At 70.0% G+C, this 23,076-nt stretch carries 25 protein-coding genes; 12 read left to right on the plus strand and 13 right to left on the minus strand.

What is annotated here, in order from left to right; genetic code table 11:
• Positions 1–6: 6 nt before the first annotated feature.
• On the minus strand, positions 7–1,326 hold the full coding sequence (locus tag FK529_RS01700) for an MFS transporter (RefSeq protein ID WP_146558972.1): 1,320 nt from the start codon (positions 1,324–1,326) through the stop codon (positions 7–9).
• Between the two features lie 79 nt (positions 1,327–1,405).
• Between FK529_RS01700 and nhaA the strand changes: the two genes are divergently transcribed.
• The 3 genes from nhaA to FK529_RS01715 all read left to right on the plus strand — a co-directional run bounded on the left by nhaA (position 1,406) and on the right by FK529_RS01715 (position 4,214).
• Entirely contained in the window at positions 1,406–2,620 is a 1,215-nt protein-coding gene (gene nhaA, locus FK529_RS01705) for a Na+/H+ antiporter NhaA (protein ID WP_146558974.1), read from the plus strand.
• Between the two features lie 97 nt (positions 2,621–2,717).
• Positions 2,718–3,224 (plus strand): phage holin family protein, encoded by a 507-nt coding sequence (locus FK529_RS01710; protein ID WP_146558976.1) that lies wholly within the window; start codon positions 2,718–2,720, stop codon positions 3,222–3,224.
• 24 nt (positions 3,225–3,248) lie between these two features.
• Positions 3,249–4,214 (plus strand): alpha/beta fold hydrolase, encoded by a 966-nt coding sequence (locus FK529_RS01715; RefSeq protein WP_146558978.1) that lies wholly within the window; start codon positions 3,249–3,251, stop codon positions 4,212–4,214.
• A gap of 15 nt (positions 4,215–4,229) precedes the next feature.
• Here the strand turns inward: FK529_RS01715 and FK529_RS01720 are convergent, their stop codons facing one another.
• From FK529_RS01720 to nth, 4 genes are read right to left on the minus strand one after another with little or no spacing between them, the layout of a single operon-like run.
• Entirely contained in the window at positions 4,230–5,429 is a 1,200-nt protein-coding gene (locus FK529_RS01720; RefSeq protein ID WP_146558980.1) for a MarP family serine protease, read from the minus strand.
• The gene (locus tag FK529_RS01725) at positions 5,426–6,136 is read right to left on the minus strand and encodes an NUDIX hydrolase (protein WP_146558982.1); all 711 of its coding nucleotides are present in this window, start codon (positions 6,134–6,136) and stop codon (positions 5,426–5,428) included. The genes FK529_RS01720 and FK529_RS01725 overlap by 4 nt, the downstream gene beginning before the upstream one ends.
• Positions 6,133–6,822, minus strand: coding sequence for a TlpA family protein disulfide reductase (locus FK529_RS01730; protein ID WP_166436355.1), 690 nt, complete (start codon positions 6,820–6,822; stop codon positions 6,133–6,135). The genes FK529_RS01725 and FK529_RS01730 overlap by 4 nt, the downstream gene beginning before the upstream one ends.
• Complete coding sequence (nth, locus tag FK529_RS01735) at positions 6,819–7,589, minus strand: endonuclease III (protein WP_146558984.1); 771 nt, start codon at positions 7,587–7,589, stop codon at positions 6,819–6,821. Before nth ends, FK529_RS01730 begins: the two co-directional genes overlap by 4 nt.
• Before the next feature lie 75 nt (positions 7,590–7,664).
• Between nth and FK529_RS01740 the strand changes: the two genes are divergently transcribed.
• Both FK529_RS01740 and FK529_RS01745 read left to right on the plus strand, forming a co-directional pair.
• On the plus strand, positions 7,665–7,880 hold the full coding sequence (locus tag FK529_RS01740; RefSeq protein ID WP_231702869.1) for a hypothetical protein: 216 nt from the start codon (positions 7,665–7,667) through the stop codon (positions 7,878–7,880).
• A 204-nt stretch (positions 7,881–8,084) separates the two neighbouring features.
• Positions 8,085–8,759, plus strand: a complete 675-nt coding sequence (locus FK529_RS01745) for a Crp/Fnr family transcriptional regulator (protein ID WP_068523121.1) — start codon at positions 8,085–8,087, stop codon at positions 8,757–8,759.
• A 31-nt stretch (positions 8,760–8,790) separates the two neighbouring features.
• On the opposite strand, the gene FK529_RS01750 is transcribed toward FK529_RS01745, so the two are convergent.
• Genes FK529_RS01750 through sp36 form a run of 3 tightly spaced genes read right to left on the minus strand, consistent with a single transcriptional unit; the run spans position 8,791 to position 10,276 of the window.
• Complete coding sequence (locus tag FK529_RS01750) at positions 8,791–9,654, minus strand: MBL fold metallo-hydrolase (RefSeq protein ID WP_146558988.1); 864 nt, start codon at positions 9,652–9,654, stop codon at positions 8,791–8,793.
• Positions 9,651–10,115 carry a RidA family protein gene (locus FK529_RS01755; RefSeq protein WP_146558990.1) on the minus strand — a complete coding sequence of 155 codons (465 nt, stop codon included), beginning with the start codon at positions 10,113–10,115 and terminating at the stop codon, positions 9,651–9,653. The genes FK529_RS01750 and FK529_RS01755 overlap by 4 nt, the downstream gene beginning before the upstream one ends.
• On the minus strand, positions 10,112–10,276 hold the full coding sequence (gene sp36 / locus FK529_RS01760) for a Sp36 family protein (RefSeq protein ID WP_126196015.1): 165 nt from the start codon (positions 10,274–10,276) through the stop codon (positions 10,112–10,114). Before sp36 ends, FK529_RS01755 begins: the two co-directional genes overlap by 4 nt.
• Before the next feature lie 139 nt (positions 10,277–10,415).
• Between sp36 and bagA the strand changes: the two genes are divergently transcribed.
• Positions 10,416–11,456 carry an ATPase BagA gene (gene bagA / locus FK529_RS01765; protein WP_193559649.1) on the plus strand — a complete coding sequence of 347 codons (1,041 nt, stop codon included), beginning with the start codon at positions 10,416–10,418 and terminating at the stop codon, positions 11,454–11,456.
• A complete protein-coding gene (gene bagB, locus FK529_RS01770) occupies positions 11,453–12,553 on the plus strand; it encodes an ArsA family ATPase (protein ID WP_146558992.1) in 1,101 nt (366 codons plus the stop codon). The genes bagA and bagB overlap by 4 nt, the downstream gene beginning before the upstream one ends.
• Positions 12,554–12,579: 26 nt before the next feature.
• On the opposite strand, the gene FK529_RS01775 is transcribed toward bagB, so the two are convergent.
• Positions 12,580–12,894, minus strand: a complete 315-nt coding sequence (locus FK529_RS01775; RefSeq protein ID WP_146558994.1) for a WhiB family transcriptional regulator — start codon at positions 12,892–12,894, stop codon at positions 12,580–12,582.
• A gap of 244 nt (positions 12,895–13,138) precedes the next feature.
• On the opposite strand from FK529_RS01775, the gene FK529_RS01780 reads away from it, so the two are divergent.
• Positions 13,139–15,664, plus strand: coding sequence for a transglycosylase domain-containing protein (locus tag FK529_RS01780; RefSeq protein ID WP_146558996.1), 2,526 nt, complete (start codon positions 13,139–13,141; stop codon positions 15,662–15,664).
• Positions 15,665–15,679: 15 nt separating this feature from the next.
• On the opposite strand, the gene FK529_RS01785 is transcribed toward FK529_RS01780, so the two are convergent.
• Entirely contained in the window at positions 15,680–17,329 is a 1,650-nt protein-coding gene (locus tag FK529_RS01785) for an acyl-CoA dehydrogenase family protein (protein ID WP_231702870.1), read from the minus strand.
• A 453-nt stretch (positions 17,330–17,782) separates the two neighbouring features.
• Between FK529_RS01785 and FK529_RS01790 the strand changes: the two genes are divergently transcribed.
• The gene (locus FK529_RS01790) at positions 17,783–18,502 is read left to right on the plus strand and encodes a PaaX family transcriptional regulator (RefSeq protein WP_146558998.1); all 720 of its coding nucleotides are present in this window, start codon (positions 17,783–17,785) and stop codon (positions 18,500–18,502) included.
• Here FK529_RS01790 and FK529_RS01795 read toward each other — a convergent pair whose 3' ends face one another.
• Together FK529_RS01795 and FK529_RS01800 are read right to left on the minus strand one after the other, a co-directional pair.
• On the minus strand, positions 18,503–18,733 hold the full coding sequence (locus FK529_RS01795) for a hypothetical protein (protein ID WP_146559000.1): 231 nt from the start codon (positions 18,731–18,733) through the stop codon (positions 18,503–18,505). It lies immediately after the preceding gene.
• A 128-nt stretch (positions 18,734–18,861) separates the two neighbouring features.
• Positions 18,862–19,629, minus strand: a complete 768-nt coding sequence (locus FK529_RS01800) for a crotonase/enoyl-CoA hydratase family protein (RefSeq protein WP_146559002.1) — start codon at positions 19,627–19,629, stop codon at positions 18,862–18,864.
• Positions 19,630–19,881: 252 nt separating this feature from the next.
• Here FK529_RS01800 and FK529_RS01805 point away from each other — a divergent pair, with 252 nt between their 5' ends.
• Positions 19,882–21,144: an acyl-CoA dehydrogenase family protein gene (locus FK529_RS01805; protein WP_146559004.1), complete on the plus strand. Its 1,263-nt coding sequence runs from the start codon at positions 19,882–19,884 to the stop codon at positions 21,142–21,144.
• Positions 21,145–21,240: 96 nt separating this feature from the next.
• Here the strand turns inward: FK529_RS01805 and FK529_RS01810 are convergent, their stop codons facing one another.
• A complete protein-coding gene (locus FK529_RS01810; RefSeq protein WP_146559006.1) occupies positions 21,241–21,531 on the minus strand; it encodes a hypothetical protein in 291 nt (96 codons plus the stop codon).
• Positions 21,532–21,646: 115 nt separating this feature from the next.
• Here FK529_RS01810 and mmsB point away from each other — a divergent pair, with 115 nt between their 5' ends.
• Complete coding sequence (gene mmsB, locus FK529_RS01815; RefSeq protein ID WP_146559008.1) at positions 21,647–22,594, plus strand: 3-hydroxyisobutyrate dehydrogenase; 948 nt, start codon at positions 21,647–21,649, stop codon at positions 22,592–22,594.
• Positions 22,595–22,692: 98 nt separating this feature from the next.
• The gene (locus tag FK529_RS01820; RefSeq protein ID WP_146559011.1) at positions 22,693–23,064 is read left to right on the plus strand and encodes a helix-turn-helix domain-containing protein; all 372 of its coding nucleotides are present in this window, start codon (positions 22,693–22,695) and stop codon (positions 23,062–23,064) included.
• Positions 23,065–23,076 lie beyond the last annotated feature (12 nt).

Genomic DNA, 23,076 nt, shown 5'->3' on the forward strand with positions numbered 1-23,076 from the left:
CGCGGGCTAGACCGTGTCGAGTTCCACATCGCGGGTCTCGTGCATCAGGAGGAGGGCGATCAGCGTCGCGCCGCCGGCGAGCGCGAGGTAGACGCCGACCCAGCCGACGCCGTAGGAGCTGACCAGCCACGTGGCGATGAACGGCGCGATGGCGGCGCCGAGGATCGACGCGAAGTTGTACGAGATGCCGCTGCCCGTGTACCGGACGTTGGTCGCGAACAGCTCCGGGAGCACCGCGCTCATCGGACCGAAGGTGAGGCCCATGAGCGTGAGGCCCGCGATGAGGACGGCGAGCATCGTGCCCTGCGTCGTGGTCGCGGGGTCGAGAATCCACTGGAAGGAGAGCCCGTAGGCGATGATCGCGAGCGTCACGCCGATGAGCAGCTTGCGCCGGCCGATGCGATCGGCGAAGTACCCGGACACGGCGACGAAGGCGGCGAAGAACAGCACCGCGATGAGCTGCATCTCGAGGAAGTCGATGTAGGAGATGCCGAGCTTGACGCCCGACTCGTCGACGACCTTGCCGGTGCCGTAGGAGACGATCCAGGTGGTGACCAGGTAGAACAGCGTGTAGGTCGCGACCATCACGAAGGTGCCGATGATGAGCGGCCGCCACGCGGTGCGCACTACCTCGCCCAGCGGCGCCTTGACCTTCTTGCCGTCCTTGACGGCCTTGGCGAAGACCGGGGTCTCGGTCAGCTTGAGACGGACGTACAGGCCGACGATCACCATCACCGCCGACGCGAGGAACGGGATGCGCCAGCCCCACGTCAGGAAGGCGTGGTTCGACGCCGACGTCGTCGAGTCGAAGTCCATCAGCTGCATGATCACCAGGAAGGTGCCGTTGGCCAGGAAGAAGCCGAAGGGCGCGCCCAGCTGCGGACACATCGCCGCCCACGCGCGCTTGCCCGGTGCCGCGGTCTCCGTCGCCAGCAGCGCCGCGCCCGACCACTCGCCGCCCAGGCCGAGGCCCTGCGCGAAGCGCATCACGGCGAGCAGGGCCGGCGCCCAGTAGCCGACCTGATCGAAGGTCGGGAGCACACCGATGAGGAAGGTCGCGATGCCCATGGTGAGCAGCGAGCCCACCAGGGTGGCCTTGCGGCCCACTCGGTCGCCGAAGTGACCGAACAGGATCGACCCGAGCGGTCGCGCGACGAAGGCCAGTCCGAAGGTCGCGAAGGAGGCGAGGAGCGCCGCGGTGTCGTCCCCCTTCGGAAAGAACAGGACGGGGAAGACCAGCACTGCTGCGGTCGCGTAGATGTAGAAGTCGAAGAACTCGATGGTGGTGCCCACCATGGAGGCGACGACGATTCGCCTGCGATTCATTGGCAGGAGATTACGCCCGGGACCACCGGACCGAGGAGGTGACCCCGGTCACCGTCGGAGCCTGCGGTACGGTCGACAAATGGATGACGCACCGCCCCGGTTTCGGGCCTCACGGGCGTTGATCCGCTTTCTGCGGACCGAGACCGTCGGCGGCACAGCCCTTCTCATCGCAGCGGCGATCGCGCTCCTGTGGGCCAACTCCCCCTGGGCCGAGAGCTACGCCCACCTCGCCGAAATCAAGGTCGGCAGCGACGACTGGACGGTCTTCGGCTACCCGCTGCACCTGCAGCTCTCGCTCGCCGACTGGGCCAAGGACGGCCTGCTGGCGATCTTCTTCTTCGTCGCCGGCCTGGAGCTCAAGCGCGAGCTGGTCGTCGGCGAGCTGTCGACGGCGCGGGGCGCCGCCCTGCCCGTGCTGTGCGCCGTCGGCGGCGTCGTGATCCCGGCGATCATCGCCTTCGGCATCGCCCGTGACAACCCGTACATCGGGAGCGCGTGGGCCATCCCCATCGCCACCGACATCGCCTTCGCGCTGGGCATCCTCTCGCTGATCGGCTCGCGGCTGCCGTCGGGGGCGCGGGTCTTCCTGCTCGGACTCGCGGTGGTCGACGATCTCATCGCGATCGCGGTCATCGCCGTGCTGTTCGCGGGCGACCTCAAGATCGGCTGGCTGGCCGTCGCGGCGGTGGGCTGCGCGCTCTACTGGTTCGGACAGCACCGTCGGATCACGACGCCCCTCTATTACATCCCGATCGCGATCGTGGTCTGGGTCGCCATGCTGCAGTCCGGGGTGCACGCCACCATCGCGGGCGTCGCGCTGGGCCTGTTGACGCGCGTCAAGCCCGACCCGGGCGAGGAGGAATCGCCCGCCGAACGGCTCGAGCACAAGATCCAGCCGATCTCGGCCCTGATCTGTGTGCCGGTCTTCGCGTTCTTCGCCTCCGGTGTCGCCGTGAACGGCGAGGTCTTCCGGGAACTGTTCACCGACGACCTGGCGCTCGGCATCATGGTCGGCCTGTTCTTCGGCAAGATCATCGGCATCACGGGGGCCAGCGTGGTCGCGGTGAAGCTGCGTCTGGCGGAACGCCCCGAGGGTCTCGACAACCGGGACATCCTGGCGCTCAGCGTGCTCGGCGCCATCGGCTTCACCGTGAGCCTGCTGGTCGCGGAGCTCGCACTGCCGGAGGGAGAGGCCGATCTCGCCAAGGCCGCGGTCCTGCTCACCTCCGTGGCGGCGTCGGTGATCGGCGCCCTGTTGCTACTGCGGCGCGGGCGGGCGCACGCGGTCGCCTGACGGGCCGCACGCCGACGAACAGGTCGACACGTCGTGGTCGCGCGGACACACCGGGGTGACCTCTGGCACGATGACTGATAACTAGAGGAGGACGACAGTGAGCTTGGACAGCACGCCCACCAGCGGGACCCCGCGGACGCTCTCGGCGATTCCGCTGACCGATCCCAACGTGACCGCCTCGGGCGACCCCACGATCGGCAGCCTGGTACGGGACGCGACGACGCAGGTCTCCTCGCTGGTCCGCGCCGAGGTCGAGCTCGCCAAGGCCGAGACCATGCGGGACGTGAAGAAGGCGGCCACCGGCTCGGCCTTCTTCGCGGTCGCGGGCGTCGTGGCCCTGTACTCGTCGTTCTTCTTCTTCTTCTTCCTCACGTGGCTGCTCAACGTGTGGCTGCCGATGTGGGCGGCCTCGCTCATCGTCTTCGTCCTCATGCTGGTCGTGGCGGGCGTCGCCGCACTCCTCGGCTACCTCAAGGTCAAGCGCATCAAGGGCCCGCAGAAGACGATCGCCTCGCTCAAGGAGTCGCAGTCGCTGCTCAAGAACGAGGTCGACCCGACGTCCGCCCTCCCACCGGGCGCCCCGTCGACCGCCGCGCGCCGCTGACGGCCCGACCCTGAGACACCACCGGTGAGCAGTCCCGATCCGTCGAGTGTCCGGTTCCCCGGTCCCTGGGAGCACCTCGACGTCCGCGCCAACGGTATTCGACTGCACGCCGTCGAATACCGGCCCGAGGGCGGCGAATCCGATCCGGACCGGCCGCTCGTGGTGTTCCTGCACGGCTTCGGCGGATTCTGGTGGAGCTGGCGGCACCAGCTGCCGCACCTGCACGAGGCCGGCTACCGCGCTGTCGCAGTCGACCTGCGCGGCTACGGCGACAGCGACAAGCCGCCGCGCGGCTACGACGGCTGGACCCTCTCCGGCGACGTCGCGGGTCTGGTCCGCGCGCTCGGCCACACGTCGGCGGCGCTCGTCGGGCACGGCGAGGGCGGCCTCGGCTGCTGGGCCACTGCCACGCTGCACCCGAGGGTGGTCGCCGCGATCGCAGTGATCTCCTCCCCGCACCCGATCGCGCTGAAGCGTTCCGCGTTGCGCAACAAGGACCAGCGCTCGGCGATGCTCGGCCCCATCACCTTCGCCCAGCTCCCGCGCGTCGCGGAGGACCGCCTCACGCGCGACGACGGTGCCGCGATCGCGGCGGTGTACGCCGCCCGCAGCGGCGCGGGGTGGCGCGGCACCGCGGACTACGCCGACGCCCTCGCGCAGTACCGCAGCGCCATCCGGATCCCCGGCACCGCCCACAGCGCCCTCGAATACGCCCGCTGGGCCTGGCGCAGCCAGTTCCGCCCCGACGGCGCCCGGTTCCTCAGCAGCATGAACCAGCGGCTGCACATCCCGGTGCTCGCCTTCCGCGGCGAGGACGACCCTTACGTGCTGCCGCAGCCCGTCTACTCCAGCCACGATTGGGCCACGGACTACCGCGTGCGCGACGTCGAGAACGCCGGGCACTACGCGCACGAGGAGGCGCCCGGCGCCGTCGGGCCGCAGCTCGTGGACTTCCTCGCCGGCCTGCCCGGGCCGCGCCTGCTGCCCTGAGCGTCCCGCCCCACGTCAGCGGTTGACGCAGGCCCCCGTCGAGACGCCCGCCGTGGCCGTCGCACCGGCCTGCAGGGCGGGTTCCACCTGCTTGGCGGTGAGAGCGAAGGCGGTGTCGGCGTCGTCGACCGCGACGCCGAAGATCACACCGACGACGTTCCCCTCGCGGTCGAGGACCGGGCCGCCCGAATTGCCGGGGCGGACCTGCCCGCGGAGCAGGTAGACGTCGCGCCGGACCTGCGCGTCGCGGTAGATGTTGCGACCCTCGAGGGTCTGCTGGCTGCGCACCCGCGACGAGGACAGAGTGAGTGGGCCGCCCCCGGGGTAGCCGAGCACGAAGCCCGCGTCGCCGGGCTTGGCGCCGTTGAAGACGATCGGCAGCGGCTTGGCCTGCAGGCCGGGCACGTTGAGCACGGCGACGTCGGTCTGCGCGTCGAAGTAGACGACCTGCGCAGAATACTTCCTGGTCCCGTCGACGGTGACCTGCACGCTGCGGGTTCCGGCGACGACGTGCGCGTTGGTCACCACGCGGCCCGGCGTCGCGACGAAGCCGGAGCCCTCGAGCGCGCGGCTGCACGACGGGGCCTGGCCGTCGATGCGGACGACCGAGGAGCGGACGCGCTGCACCGCGGGATCGGAGAAGTCGACGCGGTCGGGCGCCTCGACGCTGACGACCGGGGTGTTCACGAACGGGCCCAGCGCCTGCGGCAGCCCCGAGTCGTCGATGATCGCGGAGAACTTCTGCGGCAGCTCGTCGGCGCCGACGACCTTCGCGAACTCGTTGACGGCACCGAGCACCGCCGAGCCGTTGACGGACCGGGAGATCTGCGGCGCGGCCGCCGAGGTGAGCGGGATCGCCACCAGCCAGGCCGCGACGAGCAGCGCTCCGACCTGGACCACAGCGCCGACGCCGGAGTCGACGGTGCGCACGCCGGTACTGCGGATCGAGCTGCGCACCGCGCGCCCGAGCACCATCCCGGAGAGCTCGCCGATGATCACCAGCCCGGCCAGCAGGCCGACGCCGAGAAGGAGCCGGCCCTTGGGGTCGTCGACCGAGCCGAGGACGTGCGGGGCGAGCAGCACCCCCGCGGCGGCGCCGAGCACCACGCCGATGAACGCGAGCACGGAGGCGGCGGCGCCCTGCCGGTAGCCGGAGAGGGCGGCCAGGATCATCAGGACGACGACTATGACGTCGACCCAGGTCGAACCGGTCATCGAAGTGTCTCCTGCCAGGTCTGGGCGCGCGCGGCCGCGGCTCGCACCTCGTCGGTGAGCGGGCGCACGTCGTCGGTGTTCCACGGCCGTTCCCAGCCCGCGGCCCCGATCAGCGCATTCATCAGGCCGCCCGTGAAGCCCCACACCAGCATCGGGCCGACGGCGAAGGCCGGCCCGCGGTAGAAGGACTTGCGCACCATGAACCGGTGCGCGGGATCGATCAGCTCGGCCAACGGCACGCGCCGGACCAGCGCGGTCTCGCCGGGATCCACGACGTGGACCTCGGACGGGCGGGCCGCGAAGCCGATCACCGGGATCACGCGGAAGCCGGAGACCGGCACCTCGATGGGGTCCAGCTCGGCGACCACCTCGACGGACTCGGGGTCGAGGCCGGTCTCCTCCCAGGCCTCGCGCAGCGCGACGGCCACGTCGTCGGCGTCCTCGGGATCGCGGGCGCCGCCGGGGAAGGCGACCTGGCCGGCGTGCTGCCTCAGGGCGGAGGCGCGCTGGATGAGCAGCACGGTCGCGTCCTCGGGCGGCGTCGGGCCGGAGGCGGACGGGTCACCGTCGAACAGGATGAGAACCGATGCGCGGCGCGGATTGCGCACGCGCTGCAGTGCCGCGACCGCGCCGCCGCGCTGCTCGAGCTCGCCCGCCACGTCACCGAGGTTGCCGAGCAGCGGGTCCAGCCACCGCGGCGCGGTCACAGGGAGACCCCGAGTTCGGTCCGCAGGAGGGCGGCCACCTCGTCGACAGAGGTGAATGGTTGCGCGTGCACACCGGCAACAGTGCCATTGGAACGCAACAGAACGGTCACGGGATAGGCCCTCGGCGCGCCGAGGGCGGTGGCCACCCGGCTCTGCGGGTCCTGCACGGTCGGCAGCGCGACCTTGAGCTCGGCCAGCAGATCCAGACCGGCGACGGCGTTGGGATCGGCGTGCACGCCGAGCACGGTGAGACGGTCACCGGCGCGGGCCGCCACCTCGGCGAGCACCGGCAGTTCGACGCGGCACGGCCCACACCACCACGCCCAGACGTTGAGCAGGACGGGCCTGCCGCCCGCGGCGGCCAGGTCGACGGGTGCGCCGTCGCCGAGGCAGGTCAGGGGTGTGCCGGCGAGAGCGCCCGCGCCGATGCCGGCGGGGCAGGGCGGCAGCGCCGCCCGGGTGCGCGCGGCCGCCAGCTGGCCGGGGCTCGCACTGGTCGACGGTGCCGCGGCCGGCGCCGGGGACTCGGCGCGGTCGTCCCCGCGGGGCCAGATGGCCACGGCCAGGGCGACGGCGACGATCGCGCAGACGACGAGCCAGCGCACGCCGGCGGGGACACGGCTGCGCTCGCCGGGCAGCAGGGGCGCGGGCTCGCGGTCGGCGTCGGGCTTCGTGGGCTCGGTCACCGGCCACCCCCGGCCCTCACGCGGCGCCGCCGCGGCGGGGGCGGCGCGATCTCGAGCAGGTGGTCGCGCTCGGGGCCTTTGACCAGGTCCGCGGCCTCGGCGGGGTCGACCGGGCCGGTCCCGAACGCGGGGCAATCCTTGGCGAGCACACAGACGCCGCAGGCGGGCTTGCGGGCGTGGCAGACACGGCGCCCGTGGAAGATCACGCGGTGGCTCAGCAGGGTCCATTCCTTGCGCGGGATCAGCTCGCCCACGGCGTGCTCGATCTTCACCGGGTCGCTCTCCTCGGTCCACTCCCAGCGGTGCACGAGGCGCGAGAAGTGCGTGTCGACGGTGATGCCGGGGACGTCGAAGGCGTTCCCGAGGATCACGTTCGCGGTCTTTCGTCCGAAGCCGGGCAGCGTCACCAGCTCCTTCATCGTGCGCGGCACCTCGCCGTCGAAGCGGTCCACGAGGGCCTGGCCCAGCCCCATGATCGACGTGGCCTTGTTGCGGTAGAAGCCCGTCGAACGGATGTACTCCTCCAGCTCCGTCCGGTTGGCCCCGGCGTAGTCGGCGGCCGTCCGGTAGCGCGCGAACAACGCGGGTGTGACTTGATTCACGCGCACGTCGGTGCACTGCGCGGAGAGGATCGTGGCGACCGACAGCTCGAGCGGATCGGTGAAGTCGAGTTCGCAGTACACGTGGGGGAAAGCGGTGGCGAGTGTCCGATTCATCCGCCGGGCACGGCGCACCAGTCCGAGGTGGGTCTCCGGCTCCGGGGGCATGAGAATCAATTCTAACGACGGTGCCGTCGCCTCTTCGTTGCCGGATCGAGACCTTGGCTGTGTTTACTGTCCGGCATGCAAGGATTGCTCGGATTGCTGTTCCCGGTGGTGCTGATGCTCTTCGCGTTGGCCATGGAGCGTATCGAGACCCGCGTGACGGCCGAGCCCGTCGCGTCCCCCGCGACCGGCGACGACGAGGTGCCCGACGTCGAGACGCTGGCGCGGATCGGCCTCCCCAAGGCCGTCGACCGCCTCGATCTCGACGGCGGCGCCGAGCGCCGCGCCAGCTGATCCGCAGCGGTCCCGACCAGCTACCCGCGGTCCCGAGCCGCCGAATGAGGAACGCCCCCGTGCCCATCGGCATGTGAACGGGTAGCCTTTCAGGAGACGTCTGTGCGATTTCCCACATCCGCGCGGAACGCTGCATAAACTCACACTTCAGGTCGCGGCGATCGCCGCCTGCGACCGATCGTCGATCAAGGAACGAGGTACCCCGTGGACGAGGTCCTGGCGCGGGCCGGCATTTTTCAGGGTGTCGAGCCGGGCGCGGTCGATGCGCTCACCAAGGATCTGCACGAGGTCGACTACCCCCGGGGCCATGTCATCTTCAACGAGGGCGAGCCCGGCGACCGGCTGTACATCATCCTGTCCGGCAAGGTGAAGCTCGGCCGCCGCTCCCCGGACGGCCGCGAGAACCTGCTGTCGGTGATGGGCCCGTCGGACATGTTCGGCGAGATGTCGATCTTCGATCCCGGCCCCCGCACGTCGAGCGCCACCTGCATCACCGAGGTCCGCGCGATGACGATGGACCGCGAGGCCCTGCGGGCGTGGATCCGGGATCGGCCGGAGATCGCGGAGCAGCTGCTGCGGGTGCTGGCCCGCCGCCTGCGGCGCACCAACAACAACCTGGCCGACCTCATCTTCACCGACGTCCCCGGCCGGGTCGCCAAGCAGCTGCTGCAGCTCGCGCAGCGCTTCGGTACGCACGAGAACGGCGCACTGCGGGTCACGCACGACCTCACGCAGGAGGAGATCGCGCAGCTCGTGGGCGCCTCGCGCGAGACCGTGAACAAGGCCCTGGCCGACTTCGCGCACCGCGGCTGGCTGCGCCTCGAAGGCAAGTCCGTGGTGATCACCGACTCCGAGCGCCTGGCCCGCCGCGCCCGCTGACGCCTGAGGTTCCGCTCAGGACGCGGTCCGCTCAGCCGTGCTCGGCGAGGTAGGCGAGTTGGACTTTGACGGACTGGCGCGCCGCGGGCCAGGCCTTCTTGTCGACGTCGCGGTAGACGTGCTTGACGACCTTCATCGGCTTGGCCTTCGCGGCGCTCACGCCGAGGTGGTCGAGGGCGTCCCGGACCTGCTGCAGCCGGTCCCGACGGTGCGCCGCGTAGGCCGCGACGACGGGCGCCGCGTCGGGCAGGTCGGGGCCGTGCCCTGGCAGGAGGACGCGGCCCGCGGCCACCTTCGCCAGGGCGTCGAGCGAGCCGAGGTAGTCGGCGAGGGTCCCGTCCTCGGCGTCGAGCACGGTGGTGCCGCGGCCGAGGATCGTGTCGCCCGAGACGAGCGCCCCGGGCTCGCCCTCGGCGCCGTCGACCAGGAAGCTCAGCGAATCGGCGGTGTGACCGGGGGTGTGCAGCACCTCGATCCGCAGACCCGCGACCTCGATCACCTCGCCGCCGGCGAGCGGCGTCGCGGTGTTGATGCAGTACGTCGGGGAGAAGGCACGGATGGGGCTGCGGGTGAGCTCCTGCCAGCGCTTGAGGCCGCCGGTGTGGTCCGCGTGCCGGTGCGTCACCAGGGTCAGGGCGACGGTGCCCGCGGCCTTCGCGACGCGCTTGAGATGCTTCTTCTCGCCCTTGGGGCCGGGGTCGATGACCACGGCCTCCTCGCGGCCGGGCGCGCGCAGGATCCACGTGTTGGTGCCCTCGAGCGTCATCACCGACGGGTTGTCGCAGAGCAGCACCGCCGCGTACGGCGTGACCCGCCGCAGCTTCCCTGGCAGCGGGTGGGCCGGGCGGGAATCAGCCGGGTGGCCCGGGTGGGAATCCGCCGGCTGCTCGGTCATACCTGGACCGTGAGCTCGACCTCGACGGGCGCGCCGAGCGGGAGCTCCGCGACGCCGACGGCCGACCGGACGTGCACGCCCGCGTCGCCGAAGACCTCTCCGAGCAGCAACGACGCGCCGTTGAGCACCTGTGCCTGGTTGGAGAAGCCGGGCGCGGAGGCCACGTAGCCGGTGACCTTGACGACGCGCTTGACCGCGTCGATCCCGACGAGGGCGTGGATCGCGGCGAGCGCGTTCAGCGCGCACTGCCGCGCCGCGAACTGCGCGTCGTCGAGATGGACGATGCCCTCGCGGGTCTCGCTGACCTTGCCCTGCGCGACGAGCTCGCCGTCGCGCATCGGCAGCTGGCCGGAGGTGTGAACGAGGTCGCCCACCTGCGTGGCCGGGACGTACGCGGCCAGCGGCGGCACGACCTCGGGCAGGACGATGCCCAACTCCGCCAGGCGCTCGGAGGCGGTCACGACGTCGCCCGCTTCATGTATGCGACGTGCTGCTCACCGGTCGGGCCGGGCAGCACGGTGACGAGCTCCCAGCCGTCGGAACCCCAGGTGTCGAGGATCTGCTTGGTGGCGTGCGTCAGCAGCGGAATGGTGGCGTACTCCCAGGTGGTCTTGTCGCTCATGGCATCACCCTATCCACCGCGGGCGCGCGGCGACAGGCGCGATCCCTCACTCGGCGCGGAACGTGTTCTCGGTCGCATTGCCGGAGGAGGTTCACCTTAACGGCCCGGCCGGGTAACGAGGTATGGATATGCTCCGATCGTGGTGGTGAGTGAGGCGGACCCCGGCGGGGTCGCGCAGGACGCGGCGACGGCGTGGCCCGAGGGGCTCCGGGAGTCGCGGTTGCACTTCGTGTCCGGCAAGGGCGGCACCGGCAAGTCGACGGTGGCCGCGGCGCTCGCGCTGGCGCTCGCCTCCGGTGGCAAGAAGGTGCTGCTCATCGAGGTGGAGGGCCGCAGCGGTATCGCCCCGACCTTCGAGGTGGGGGAACTACCCCCGACGGAGACGCGGATCGCGGCGACCGACGGCGGCGGCGAGGTGCACGCGCTGCCGATGGATGTGGAGGCGACCTTCCTCGACTACCTCAAGACCAACTACGGCATGGGCCTGGCGGCGCGGGCACTCAAGTCGATCGGCGCGATCGAGTTCGCGACGACGCTGGCGCCCGGGCTCAAGGACATCCTGATCACCGGCAAGATCATGGAGTGCACCCAGCGCCGCACGGGCGACGGTCGCTACGCCTACGACGCGATCGTCGTGGACGCACCGCCCACCGGCCGGATCGGGATGTTCCTCGACGTCACCCGGGCGATGCGGGAGATCGCGAAGGCCGGGCCGATCGCCGGCCAGGCGGACCGCGTGGTCCGCCTGCTGCACTCCCCCGACACCGTCGTGCATCTGGTGACCCTGCTCGAGTCGCTGCCCATCCAGGAGACCGCCGAGGCGGCGACGGAGTTGCGGGCGCTGGACCTGAAGGTCGGCACCGTCATCGTGAACCGCACTCTGCCGCAGTTGCTCTCCGAGGCCGATCTCGCCGCCGCCGCCGCCGGGACGGTGGACGGCCCCGCCGTGCGGGCCGCGCTCGACGGTGCCGGGCTGCCGCTGTCCGACGCGGACCTCGCCGGCCTGCTCACCGAAACCATCCAGTTCGCACGGACGGTCCGCGCTCAGGACGGCGCGCGCGCGGACCTACGTGCGATCGACGCCGCGGGCCGGCTGGAACTGCCGCTGCTCACGGGCGGTGTCGACCTGCGCGGCGTGTACGAGCTGTCCGGCGTCCTGATCGAGGCGGGAGTCCGATGATCGACCTGAAGCTCGGACCGCAGCTGGTGGACCCGGGCACGCGCGTGGTCGTCTGCTGCGGCAGCGGCGGCGTCGGCAAGACCACGACCGCCGCGGCGATGGCGCTGTGGGCGGCGGAGCACGGGCGGCGCGTCGTGGTGCTGACGATCGATCCCGCGCGCCGGCTGGCGCAGGCGCTCGGCGTCGCGGACCTGACCAACGAGCCGCAGGAGGTCTCGATCCCCGGCGACGGGACCCTGCACGCGATGATGCTCGACATGAAGCGGACCTTCGACGAGATGGTCACCTCCAACGCGGATCCCGCTCGGGCGCAGGAGATCCTGGCGAACCCCTTCTATCAGACGGTGGCATCGTCGTTCTCCGGCACGCAGGAGTACATGGCGATGGAGAAGCTCGGCCAACTCACCGCCGACGGCCGCTGGGATCTCGTGGTGGTGGACACGCCGCCGTCGCGCAACGCCCTGGACTTCCTCGACGCGCCGAAGCGGTTCGGCTCCATGCTGGACTCGCGACTGATGCGCCTCATCGCCGGCCCGACCCGAGGCCTCGGCCGCATGGTCTCCGGCGGCATGGGCCTGGCCCTGAAGCTGGTCTCCACCATCGTGGGCAGCCAGATGCTTTCCGATGCTTCTGGTTTCGTCGCGCAGATGGACACCTTGATCGGCGGCTTCCAGGAGCGGGCCGAGGGCACCTACGCGCTGCTGGCGCGGCCCAGCACCCGCTTCGTGGTGGTCGCCTCGCCCGAGGAGGACACGCTCCGCGAGGCGACGTACTTCGTGGAGCGGCTCGCCGGCGAGTCGATGCCGCTGGCCGGACTCATCGTCAACCGTACGCACCCCGGGCTCGCCACGATCGGCGTGGATCGGGCCCGGGAGGCCGCGAGCCGCCTCGGCTCCAGCGGCGCCGCCGGCACCGCGGAGGGGGTGCTGCGCGTGCACGCGTGGCGTGCGGAGATCGCGGCGCGCGAGGTAGAGGTGCTCGGCACGTTCGTCGGCCGGTGCCCGACGGTGCCGGTGGTCGGGGTGCCCTCACTTCCGTTCGAGGTGGCGAACCTCGAGGCGCTGCAGGCCGTGGCCGAGCAGATCGTCGGCTCCTAGCCGCGCGCCCGACCGGGCCGAGGGGATCAGCCCGCGACGACGCGCTTGCGGTCGCGCTGGGCCTCGAAGAAGGAACGCCAGCTGGTGACCTCGGGGTGCTGACGCAGAAGCGCACGGCGCTGGCGCTCGGTCATACCGCCCCAGACACCGAACTCGACGCGGCTGTCGAGCGCATCGGCGCCGCACTCGAGCTGGACGGGGCAGTGCCGGCAGATGGTGGCGACTTTGCGCTGGGCCGCGCCGCGGACGAACAACTCGTCAGGATCGACGTCACGACACCTGGCCTTCGACACCCACACCAGGCGATCCTCGTCGTCGACCGAAACGTGTGCACTTGTCATCTGACTCCCTTTCGCATGGTGCGGCCCGGCCCTGGTGACGCCCCGTCCCTTCCGGTGTCAGGGGGTCGTTCGGGATGCTCGCCACATCGTCTGCAATAGTGTTATCTGAATCACACGACGGACACAAGTCGAGGGCCGGGGTAAATCGAACAGTGGTCCAAGAAATCCAGTACACCCGTACCGATCATCTGGTCGGCGCGTCGGGATCGACGCCGAGGACGGGGCGGCACGTATCCTGGTGACCGTGTCGAAACCCGGAGTGATCGCGAAGCTGGTCGGCTGCGTCCTGCTGGCCGGACTGCTGGTCGCCGGCGTCCTGTTCCCGTACGTCGGCGGCCTGGGGCTGATCTCCAATCGCGCCGCGGACACCGTCGACAACATCAGCTCCGAACTGCTGGAGGGCCAGGTTCCGGAGGTCACCACGGTCTCCGACTCGACCGGCGCGCCGATGGCCTACCTCTACGACCAGCGCCGCGTGCAGGTCCCCTTCGATCAGATCTCGCCCGACATGGTGCGTTCGATCATCTCCATCGAGGACAAGCGGTTCATGGAGCACGACGGCGTCGACTACCAGGGCACCGTGCGTGCCTTCCTCAAGAACCAGTCCGCCGGCGAGGTGCAGCAGGGCGCGTCCACGCTGGATCAGCAGTACATCAAGAACTACCAGCTGCTTGTTCTCGCGAAGTCCGACGCCGACCGTCGCGCAGCCGTCGCCACCACCCCGGCGCGCAAGCTCCGCGAGGTGCGGATGGCGCTCACGCTCGAGCGCACATTGACCGAGCGGGCGAAGGAGGAGCACGGGGTCGACGACGCGCGCGCCAAGGTGATCGCCAAGGAGCAGATCCTGGCGCGCTACCTCAATCTGGTCCCCTTCGGCAACGGCGCCTACGGCATCGAGGTTGCCGCGCAGACCTACTTCGGCAAGCGCGCCGCCCAGCTGAACATCCAGGAGTCGGCGATGCTCGCCGGGATGGTGCAGTCGAGCTCGTCGCTCAATCCCTACACCAATCCGCGGGGTGTGCTCGATCGCCGCAACACGGTGCTCGACACCCTCGTCACGAACTTCCCGGACAAGGCGGCCGAGTACGAGGCCGCCAAGCGGACGCCACTCGGCGTGCTGCCGCGCCCCAACACGCTCCCCGGCGGCTGCATCTCCGCGGTCGCGAACCGCGGCTACTTCTGCGACTACGTGCTGCAGTACCTCGCCGAAGCGGGCATTCCGAAGGAGACGGTGATGCGCGGCGGCTACACCATCCGCACCACTCTGGACCCGCGGGTGCAAGATTCCGTGCAGGCCTCCCTGAACGCCACCGCCAGCCCCACGTTGTCGAACGTCGCGCAGGTCATGAACGTGATCAAGCCGGGCGAGAACTCGCACGACATCGTGGCGATGAATTCCTCGCGCGTCTACGGCCTGGACGTCGCGAAACGGCAGACGGTGCAGCCCGAGCCCTTCGCCCAGGTCGGCGACGGCGCGGGCTCGACCTTCAAGATCTTCACCGTCGCCGCGGCGATGGAGAAGGGCATGGGCCTTGACACCAACGTGACGGTCCCGTCGACGGTGCAGGTCAAGGGAATGGGCCACGGCGGCTACGCCGGTTGCCCGTCGGACTCCTACTGCGTGAAGAACGCCGGCCCGTACCCCTCGTCGATGTCGCTGACCCAGGCGCTCGCGACGTCGCCGAACACGCCGTTCATCAAGCTCATCGAGCAGGTGGGCGTGGCACCCGTCGTCGACATGGCGGTCAAGCTGGGCCTGCGCTCGTACACCCTGCCGGGGAGCTCGGGCTTCGGCGCCGACAGCCTCGCGGACATGTTCAAGAAGCAGAACCTCGCCTCGTTCACCCTCGGCCCGACCGCAGTGAGCGCGCTGGAGCTGACGAACGTGGCCGCGACGCTGGCATCCGGCGGCGTCTGGTGCCCGGCGAACCCGGTGCAGTCGATCACCCAGCCCAAACGCAACAGCGACGGCATCCAGACCATCGGGGCCGACGGTAAGCCCGAGACCACGCCGGTGCCCTACAAGTCGGAGAAGTGCGAGCAGGTCATCGACAGGGGCTTGGCGAACACGCTCGCGAACGCGCTGAGCGCGGACGACCGCGGCGCGGGCACCTCCGCCGCGGCCGCCTCGCGCTCGGGATGGACCCTGCCCTTGTCCGGCAAAACAGGCACCACGGAGACCTTCCGCTCCTCGGCATTCCTCGCCTACACGAACCAGTACGCCGGTGCCAGCTACGTCTACAACGACGGCAACTCCCCCGGCCCGATCTGCACCAGCCCGCTCCGGCCGTGCGGCGAGGGCAACGTCTACGGCGGTAACGAGCCCGCTCTGGCCTGGTACAACGCCATCAAGCCGGTGTCCACGATCTACGGGCCGATCGCGATACCGCCCGTCGACCCGAAGTACCGGGACGGCTTCGGTCCGGGCAAGATCCCGAACGTCGTCGGACTCACTCAGGCGGCAGCCAGGGCGCGCGTCGAGGCCGCCGGCTTCAAGACCACCGTGGCGTGGGTCAACAACTCGGCGGCCAACGGCACCGTCATCTCCACCTCGCCGTCGGGCTTCAGCCAGCCGGGTTCGACCATCACGCTGAACCTGTCGAACGGGATCGCGCCGGCACCGTCGACCCCGTCGACTCCGGGCGTGCAGACGGGGCCGGGCGGCACCACCATCACCATCCCCGGCTTCGGCCAGTTCACCATTCCCGGCGCGGGCGGCCAGGGCGGCGGCCCGGTCGAGCCACCGGCGCCGGAGCCTCCTGGTAACTGACTCCCGTTCGCCCGATCAGCCGAGCTTCGGCGTCGCTCGGTCGAGGATCGCGGCGGTGTCGACGCCCTGCGGGAGGGTGCCGAAGACGTCGCCGCGGTCGCCCGCGAGGCGGGTGCGGGTGTAGGCGTCCGCGACTGCGGGATGGCCGAACCGTACGAGCAGTGAGCCCTGCAGCGCGGCCGCCATGTCGCCGACGAGGCGACGGGCGCCGAACTGCATCGCCGTCCGGTCGGTGGGATCGATCGCGCCGAAGGAACCCTTGAGCTTGGCGACGGCCTCGTCGTAGACCGGGTCCGCGCCGGTGGCCGCGTCGAGCTCAGCGAAGAAGGCGGCGACGGCCAGCGGCTCGCGGGCCATCGCGCGCAGCACGTCGAGGGCGGCCACGTTGCCGGACCCCTCCCACACGGAGAGCAGCGGCGCCTCGCGGTACAGGCGCGGCAGCCGAGAGTCCTCGACGTAGCCGTTACCGCCCAGGCACTCCAGCGCCTCGGCGGCGTGGATCGGGCCGCGCTTGCACACGTGGTACTTCGTGACGGCCAGGGCGATCCTGCGCAGCAGCGACGCGTGCTCGTCGCCGCCGGCGGAGCGGTCGGTGAGGCCCGCGAGCCAGAGTCCGGCGGTGGTGGCGCCCTCCGCCTCGACGGCGAGGTCGGCGAGCACGTTGCGCATGAGCGGCTGGTCGATGAGGTCCGCACCGAAGGCCGCGCGGTGCGCGGCGTGGTGCGCGGCCTGCGCGAGACCGGCGCGCATGCCGGTGGCGGTGCCGAGCACGCAGTCCAGGCGGGTCATGTTCACCATCTCGACGATGGTGCGGACGCCGCGCCCCTCCTCGCCCACGAGCCACCCGACGGTGTCGTCGTACTCGAGCTCGCTGCTGGCGTTGGAGTGATTGCCCAGCTTGTCCTTGAGGCGCTGCAGGGCGAAGACGTTGCGCGTCCCGTCGGGCAGCACTCGCGGAATGAAGAAGCACGAGACGCCCGACTCGGTCTGCGCCAGCGTGAGGAACAGGTCCGACATCGGGGCGGAGGTGAACCACTTGTGGCCCGTGATCCGGTACGTCCCATCGGATTGCGGGATCGCGCGGGTCGTGTTGGCACGCACGTCCGAGCCGCCCTGCTTCTCGGTCATCGACATGCCGGCGATGAGGCCACGCTTGCCCAGAGGAGCCCGCAGCCCGAAGTCGTACTCCTTCGCCGTGAGCAGCGGCTCGTACTGGGCGGCGAGCTCGGCGTTGGCCCGCAAGGCGGGCACCACGGCGTAGGTCATGGAGATCGGGCAGCCGTGGCCGGCGTCGACGTGGCCCCACACGCTGAACTTCGCGGCGCGCACCAGGTGTGCGTTCGGGTCGGTCTCCGCCCACGGCGCGGCGTGCAGGCCGTGTTCGACGGCGACCGTCATCAGGCGGTGGTAGGCGGGGTCGTAGACCACCTCGTCGATGCGGTTGCCGTACCGGTCGTGGGTCTTGAGGACCGGCGGGTGCGCCTCGGCGAGATCGCCCCACTCCAGCGCCTCGGCCGTGCCGCCGAGGGCGCCGAGCGCGTGGATCGCGTCCAGTTGCGCCGCGTCGACGCGAGCGCGCCGCAACGCATCGTCGATCATCGGGGTCTCGGCGGTGTTGAAGCCGAGCAGCGGCGGCACCTGGTTGGTCACTTCGTGGGTCGGCACGCCCGCTCCTTCGTTCGACGGTGCGCGGCCGCTCGGGCCGCCCTCCACAGTGTTGCACATCTGCGACAGTCGCACCAGATCTGCAATGCGATGTGCGTGCATCCACTCGACCTAGCACCGGCCCCGAGCGATCGTTCCGACGAGCGCACGACTCTCCGATTCTGTCCGACTCGGACACCGCGCCGTCCTCGCGCTTGGCGCATTCGGTCGACCTGGCGTCTCGTGGGGGAATCGGCGCCGCGCGGGGGACGACGCCGGCTCATCGGGCGGCCGGGGCGCCGCCGCACGCGAGACCTGGGCGCAGAGCCCCGGCGCGGCACCCTGTCCGAACCGGACAGAATCCGAGGGTCACGACGACGCAGTACCGTCAGCCCCCAATCCCCCGCAGATCCGCGAGCCCGTCCCCCGCCGCTCGCCCCGGCGACCACGCAGCCGCCGTGTAGCGTCGAGCCGATGTCCACGCCCCTCACCACGACGGTCACCGCACGCTCGGCCGTGCTGAGTCTGCTCCTGGGCGCGCACCCGCCGGAGCTGGAGGGGCGCGAGATCGTGGCGGCGATGCGACTGTTCGGGATTTCCGAATCCACGACGCGGGCGGCGATGTCGCGCATGGTGTCCGCTGGCGACCTGGTACGCGACGGCGGGCGCTACGCGCTGTCGGATCGCCTCGCCCGCCGCCAGGCGCGCACGGACTCTCCCGCGTTGGTGCGCTGGGACGGGACGTGGGAGACGGCGATCGTCACGACGAGTGGGCGCAGCGCGGGCGACCGCGCCGAGCTGCGCGCCGAGATGACCCGTCTGCGGCTCGCGGAGCTGCGCGAGGGCGTGTGGATGCGGCCCGCGAACCTCGACAGAACCCTCCCTGCCTCGATCCGGGAGGTGACCACGCGCTTCACTGCGCGGCCGGACGACGACCCCTCCGACCTCGCGCGCGCACTGTGGGACCTGCCGGAATGGGCCCGGCGCGGGCACGCGCTGCTGGACGCGCTCGCCGACGCCGGCGACGACGGACGGGCACGGTTCCTGACGATGGTGTCGGTGGTCCGCCACCTGTACTGCGATCCGCTGCTGCCGGACGAGCTCCGGCCGCCGGATTGGCCGGCGGGCGAACTCACCGCCCGGTACGCGGATTTTCGCGGCTGGTTGGCGGAGATGCGGATCGGGCGGGGCTGATCAGGAGAGCGAGCCGACGACGCGGACGATCCGCGCCTGCAGGCGACGCAGCTGCGCGCCCTGGTCGTCGAGGCGGCGAGCGATGGAGTTGACCGCGTCGCACGAGCCGGTCTCGTGCAGGCTGCGCGCGTCGATCTGGAGGTCGTCGCCGGTGCGGCCGATGGAGTCTGCGATGAGCGTGAGCTGAGCGGTGAGATCGTCGAGTTCGTTGCGGACGCCGGCGAGCCCCATGATGTTTCCTACTTTCCGCTAGGCGGGCCGTTCACCTGCACAGTAGGTGTCGTCTGCGACCGCTGCGCCGAATTGCAGGTGACTGTTGCGTGTCCGTTACCCGACGATTCGTCGCTCTCGGGAACCGGTCATTCATCGTGGAAGGCGCCGTGCCGGCCGGCCCCGTCGGAGAAGCGGGTAGCGCCGTCGACGGCACCGTCGAGCAGCGACTGCAGGCCGTACCGGTACTCGATCCCGAGTGCCTCAGCCTCCGGTGCGGTCTCCGCCTCGAGCATCGAGAGCCGGTCGTTGCGCAGGCAGGTCTGCGGGAAGCCGGCGAGCTGCCGACCCAGTGCCACCGCGGCTTCCAGGGCGGTTCCGGGTTCGACGGTGCGGTTGACCAGGCCGATCGCCAATGCTTCCGCCGCGTCGACGGGCCGTCCCGTGAGGATCAGGTCCATCGCGCGGCTCGCCCCGATGAGGCGGGGCAAGCGCACGGTGCCGCCGTCGATGAGCGGCACGCCCCAGCGGCGGCAGAAGACGCCGAGGACCGCGTCGGTGGCCGCGACCCGCAGGTCCGACCAGATCGCGAGCTCGAGGCCGCCTGCCACCGCGTGCCCCTCGATGGCCGCGATGACCGGCTTGCCCAGCCGCAGCCGCGAGACGCCCATCGGCCCGTCCCCGTCGGGCTCCACCCGGTTCGGATCGCCGGCCGCGACGGCTTTGAGATCGGCTCCTGCGCAGAAGGTCCCACCGCGGCCGTGCAGCACGGCGACCGCGGCTTCCGGGTCGGCGTCGAACGCCCGGAAGGCGTCGGCGAGCGCCTCGGCGGTGGCACGGTCGACGGCATTGCGCACGCTCGGCCGGTCGATCTCGACGACGGTGACCGGTCCCCGCCGGCTCACGACGACGCTCACGACGTAGTTCCGTGGACGGCGGCGTGCGCGGGTAGTTCCACGGTGGTCATTCCCATGGGTCTACCAGGTGCCGCGCACCGATCCGGCGGGATGCCGAAATGACTCAGGAATTTTGGTGTGCGGTGACGCACATTCGATGTGCAACGTTAGATCTGTCACATCTGCTGAGCGCAGGTTAGGTTTCTTCTACACGAGCACACGGGTGGAACAGGGTCTGTTTCTCCGAATCGCGCTACGGAAAGAGGAAGTCGGATGACTACTATCGCGCAGCCTCGCGAGGACGGACAGAACGAGACCGTCGTCCCGCCCACCCCGGAGATCTCCGCCGAGATCGGTCGGTACCGACACACGGACTTCTTCGACGTCAGCGACATTCTCACCGCCGAGGAGCGTGCGGTCCGCGACAAGGTCAGCACCTTCGTCGACGACAACATCCTGCCGGAGATCAACTACTACTGGGAGAACGCGGAGTTCCCGTTCGATCTCGTCGCGCGCTGGGCGGAGCTCGGCCTCGTCGGGGGCAGCGTGAAGGGGTACGGCTCCCCCGGCCTGACACCCCTGGCCGAGGGATTGATCTCCATGCAGCTCGCCCGCGGTGACGGAAGCATGGCCCTGATCAACTCGGTGCACAGCGGAATGAACATGCACCTGATCGACCTGCTGGGCTCGGACGAGCAGAAGCAGCGCTGGTTACCCTCCATGGCGCGCTGCGAGAAGCTCAGCGCCTTCGCGCTGACCGAGCCGGCACACGGTTCGGACGTGGTCCGAATGGATACGCGAGCGCATCGCGAAGGTGACTACTGGGTGCTCAACGGAGCCAAGCGGTGGATCGGGCTGGGAACCTTCGCCGACCTCGTGCTGGTGTGGGCGCGCGACGAGGACAACGGTGGCGTCGGGTGCTTCGTCATCGAGCGCGAGCGCGACGAAGAGGTTCCCGGATACACGGCCACGCCGATGGTGCGCAAGACCGCGATGCGCGCGATGATCAACGCCGATATCACTCTCGAGAACGTGAAGGTTCCGGTCGAGAACCGGATCGCGGGTGCACACCAGTTCTCCGACGCCAGCCGGGCATTGACGAAGAGTCGTCAGTCGATCGCATGGGACGGGCTCGGGCACGCCATCGCCGCCTACGAATGCGCTTTGGCCTACGTCATGCAACGCGAGCAATTCGGAAAGCCCCTGGCGAAGTTTCAATTGATCCAGGACAAACTCGCCAATATGGTCGCCGATATCACCGGCATGCAAACGGTGTGCGTGCGCCTGGCGCAGCTCGAGGCCCAGGGCAAAGTGAAGATGGAGCAGGCGGCGCTGGCAAAGCTGAACACCGCGGCCGGCGCGCGGCGAGTGACTGCCATGGCTCGCGACATGCTCGGCGGTAATGGCGTTCTGTTGGACTATCACGTCGCCCGACACCACTGCGATGTGGAGGGCTTGTACACCTTCGAGGGGACCGATACGGTGCAGTCGCTCATCGTCGGCCGTGCGGTCACGGGCATGTCCGCATTCGCCTGAGCCGCAACGCATCACCGTCGCGTCGAACAGCACCCTCCCACACACGACCATTGCGTGACCCGACGTTCGAGTCACGCAATGGCGGCAAACGGAGATCTACTTGAGCACCTCGCGAGCGGCGGCGACGTAGGACTCGCTCACCGACTGAACGAACTTGGCGTGCGTCTCGGCGATGGCGGCGACCCAATCGAGCTGGCTGCGCTTAGCGGCGTTCTGTTCGAACTCGACCAGGTTGCGCAGCGCGTCCTCGTACGTGTCGAGCGAAGTGTTACCGGCGGCCTTGGCGGCGTCGATGATCTTCTCGTTCAGTTCGCGAATACGGGCGACGGCTTCGTCAACGGCCTTGCTTTCGACGACGGGGATGTTGGGGATCTGCGATGATGTCATGAAAACGGCTCCAGTCCGGTTATTGGTTCGTACGTTAGCAACGTTATCACGCCTCCAGCTAACTTGCAAGAGCTGATTTCCCTCTAATTCCGTGCGCACACCCGGGCGTACACCAATGGCGACCATCAATCCGACGGAAGGAAATGTAGTGGCAGGCGATCAGCGACCAGAGGAAACGATCGGTTTCATCGGTATGGGACATATGGGACTGCCCATGGCGGCGAATCTCGTGCGGGCGGGCCGCCACGTCCTCGGCTTCGACCTCGTGCCCGCAGCGCGGGTGCGCGCGGCGGAAGCGGGGATCCGGGTCGTCGACGCCGTGACGGACGCCGCCGATGCATCCACCGTGATCACCATGCTGCCCAGTGGTGCGCACGTCCACGATGCGTACGCGAGCGGACTCCTGGACGCCGCGCGACCCGGCACGATGTTCCTCGACTGCTCGACGATCTCGGTCGCCGACGCCGCACGCGCGCACGACCTGGCCGTCGCCGCCGGCCACCGGTCCGTGGACGCGCCGGTGTCGGGCGGAGTGGGCGGTGCCGAGGCCGGCACGCTGTCGTTCATGGTCGGCGGAGACCCCGCCGACCACGCTGCGGTGTCTCCGCTCCTGTCGGAGATGGGCGCGAAGATCTTCCATTGCGGACCGCCAGGATCGGGACAGGCCGCGAAGATCTGCAACAACATGATCCTGGGCGTCAGTATGCTCGCCGTCAGCGAGGCGTTCGTCCTGGCGGAGAAGCTCGGGCTGGCGCATCAGGCGATGTTCGACGTCGTCGCGAGTTCCTCGGGGGCCTGCTGGTCGCTCACGTCGTACTGTCCGGTTCCCGGACCCGTTCCGACCAGCCCCGCGAACCACGACTACCGGCCGGGATTCGCCACGGCGCTGATGGCGAAGGATCTCTCGCTCGCAGCCGAAGCTGTGCGTGCCAACGATGTCGACGGCCCGGTAGGACTTCTCGCCGAGGAGATCTACCGCCGGTACCGGGACGAATTCGGTGGCGGCGACGACTTCTCCGCGATCGTGACCGATATCAGAGCTCGCTCGGCGGGCGACTCCTGACCGCGACAGGCGACCCACGGCGCGGGGTGCCGTGCAGACCTCCACATGTCAACGCCGTCTTGCCGTGGCGGGGGCCGGGTGCGGGTACGCTCAGCGAGGTGGGCAACGACCAGCCGCAGAGTGTCCTCGGCGCTCTGATTCGTCAGCAACGCGAAGTTGCGCGATTGTCGATGCGCCAGTTGTCCGAGGCCGCCGGGATCTCCAATCCCTATCTGTCCCAGATCGAGCGCGGGTTGCGATTCCCCTCCGAGACCGTTCTGGATGCGATCGCCACCTCACTGGACACCTCGACCGACGAGCTGATCCGACGCGCCGGCTTCGTCGAACGTCCGGACGACGACCCTCCCGATCTCACGCTGGAAGATGCGATACAGGCGGCGAGCGAGCTCACGGCGGCGCAGCGGCGAGCGATGTCCGAAATCTATCGGGGCTTCGTCGACGCGAACCTGATCCGTCGGACGCGGAACTGAAGTTCTGGAGGC

This window comes from Tsukamurella asaccharolytica (assembly GCF_007858435.1).
Taxonomy (GTDB): domain Bacteria; phylum Actinomycetota; class Actinomycetes; order Mycobacteriales; family Mycobacteriaceae; genus Tsukamurella; species Tsukamurella asaccharolytica.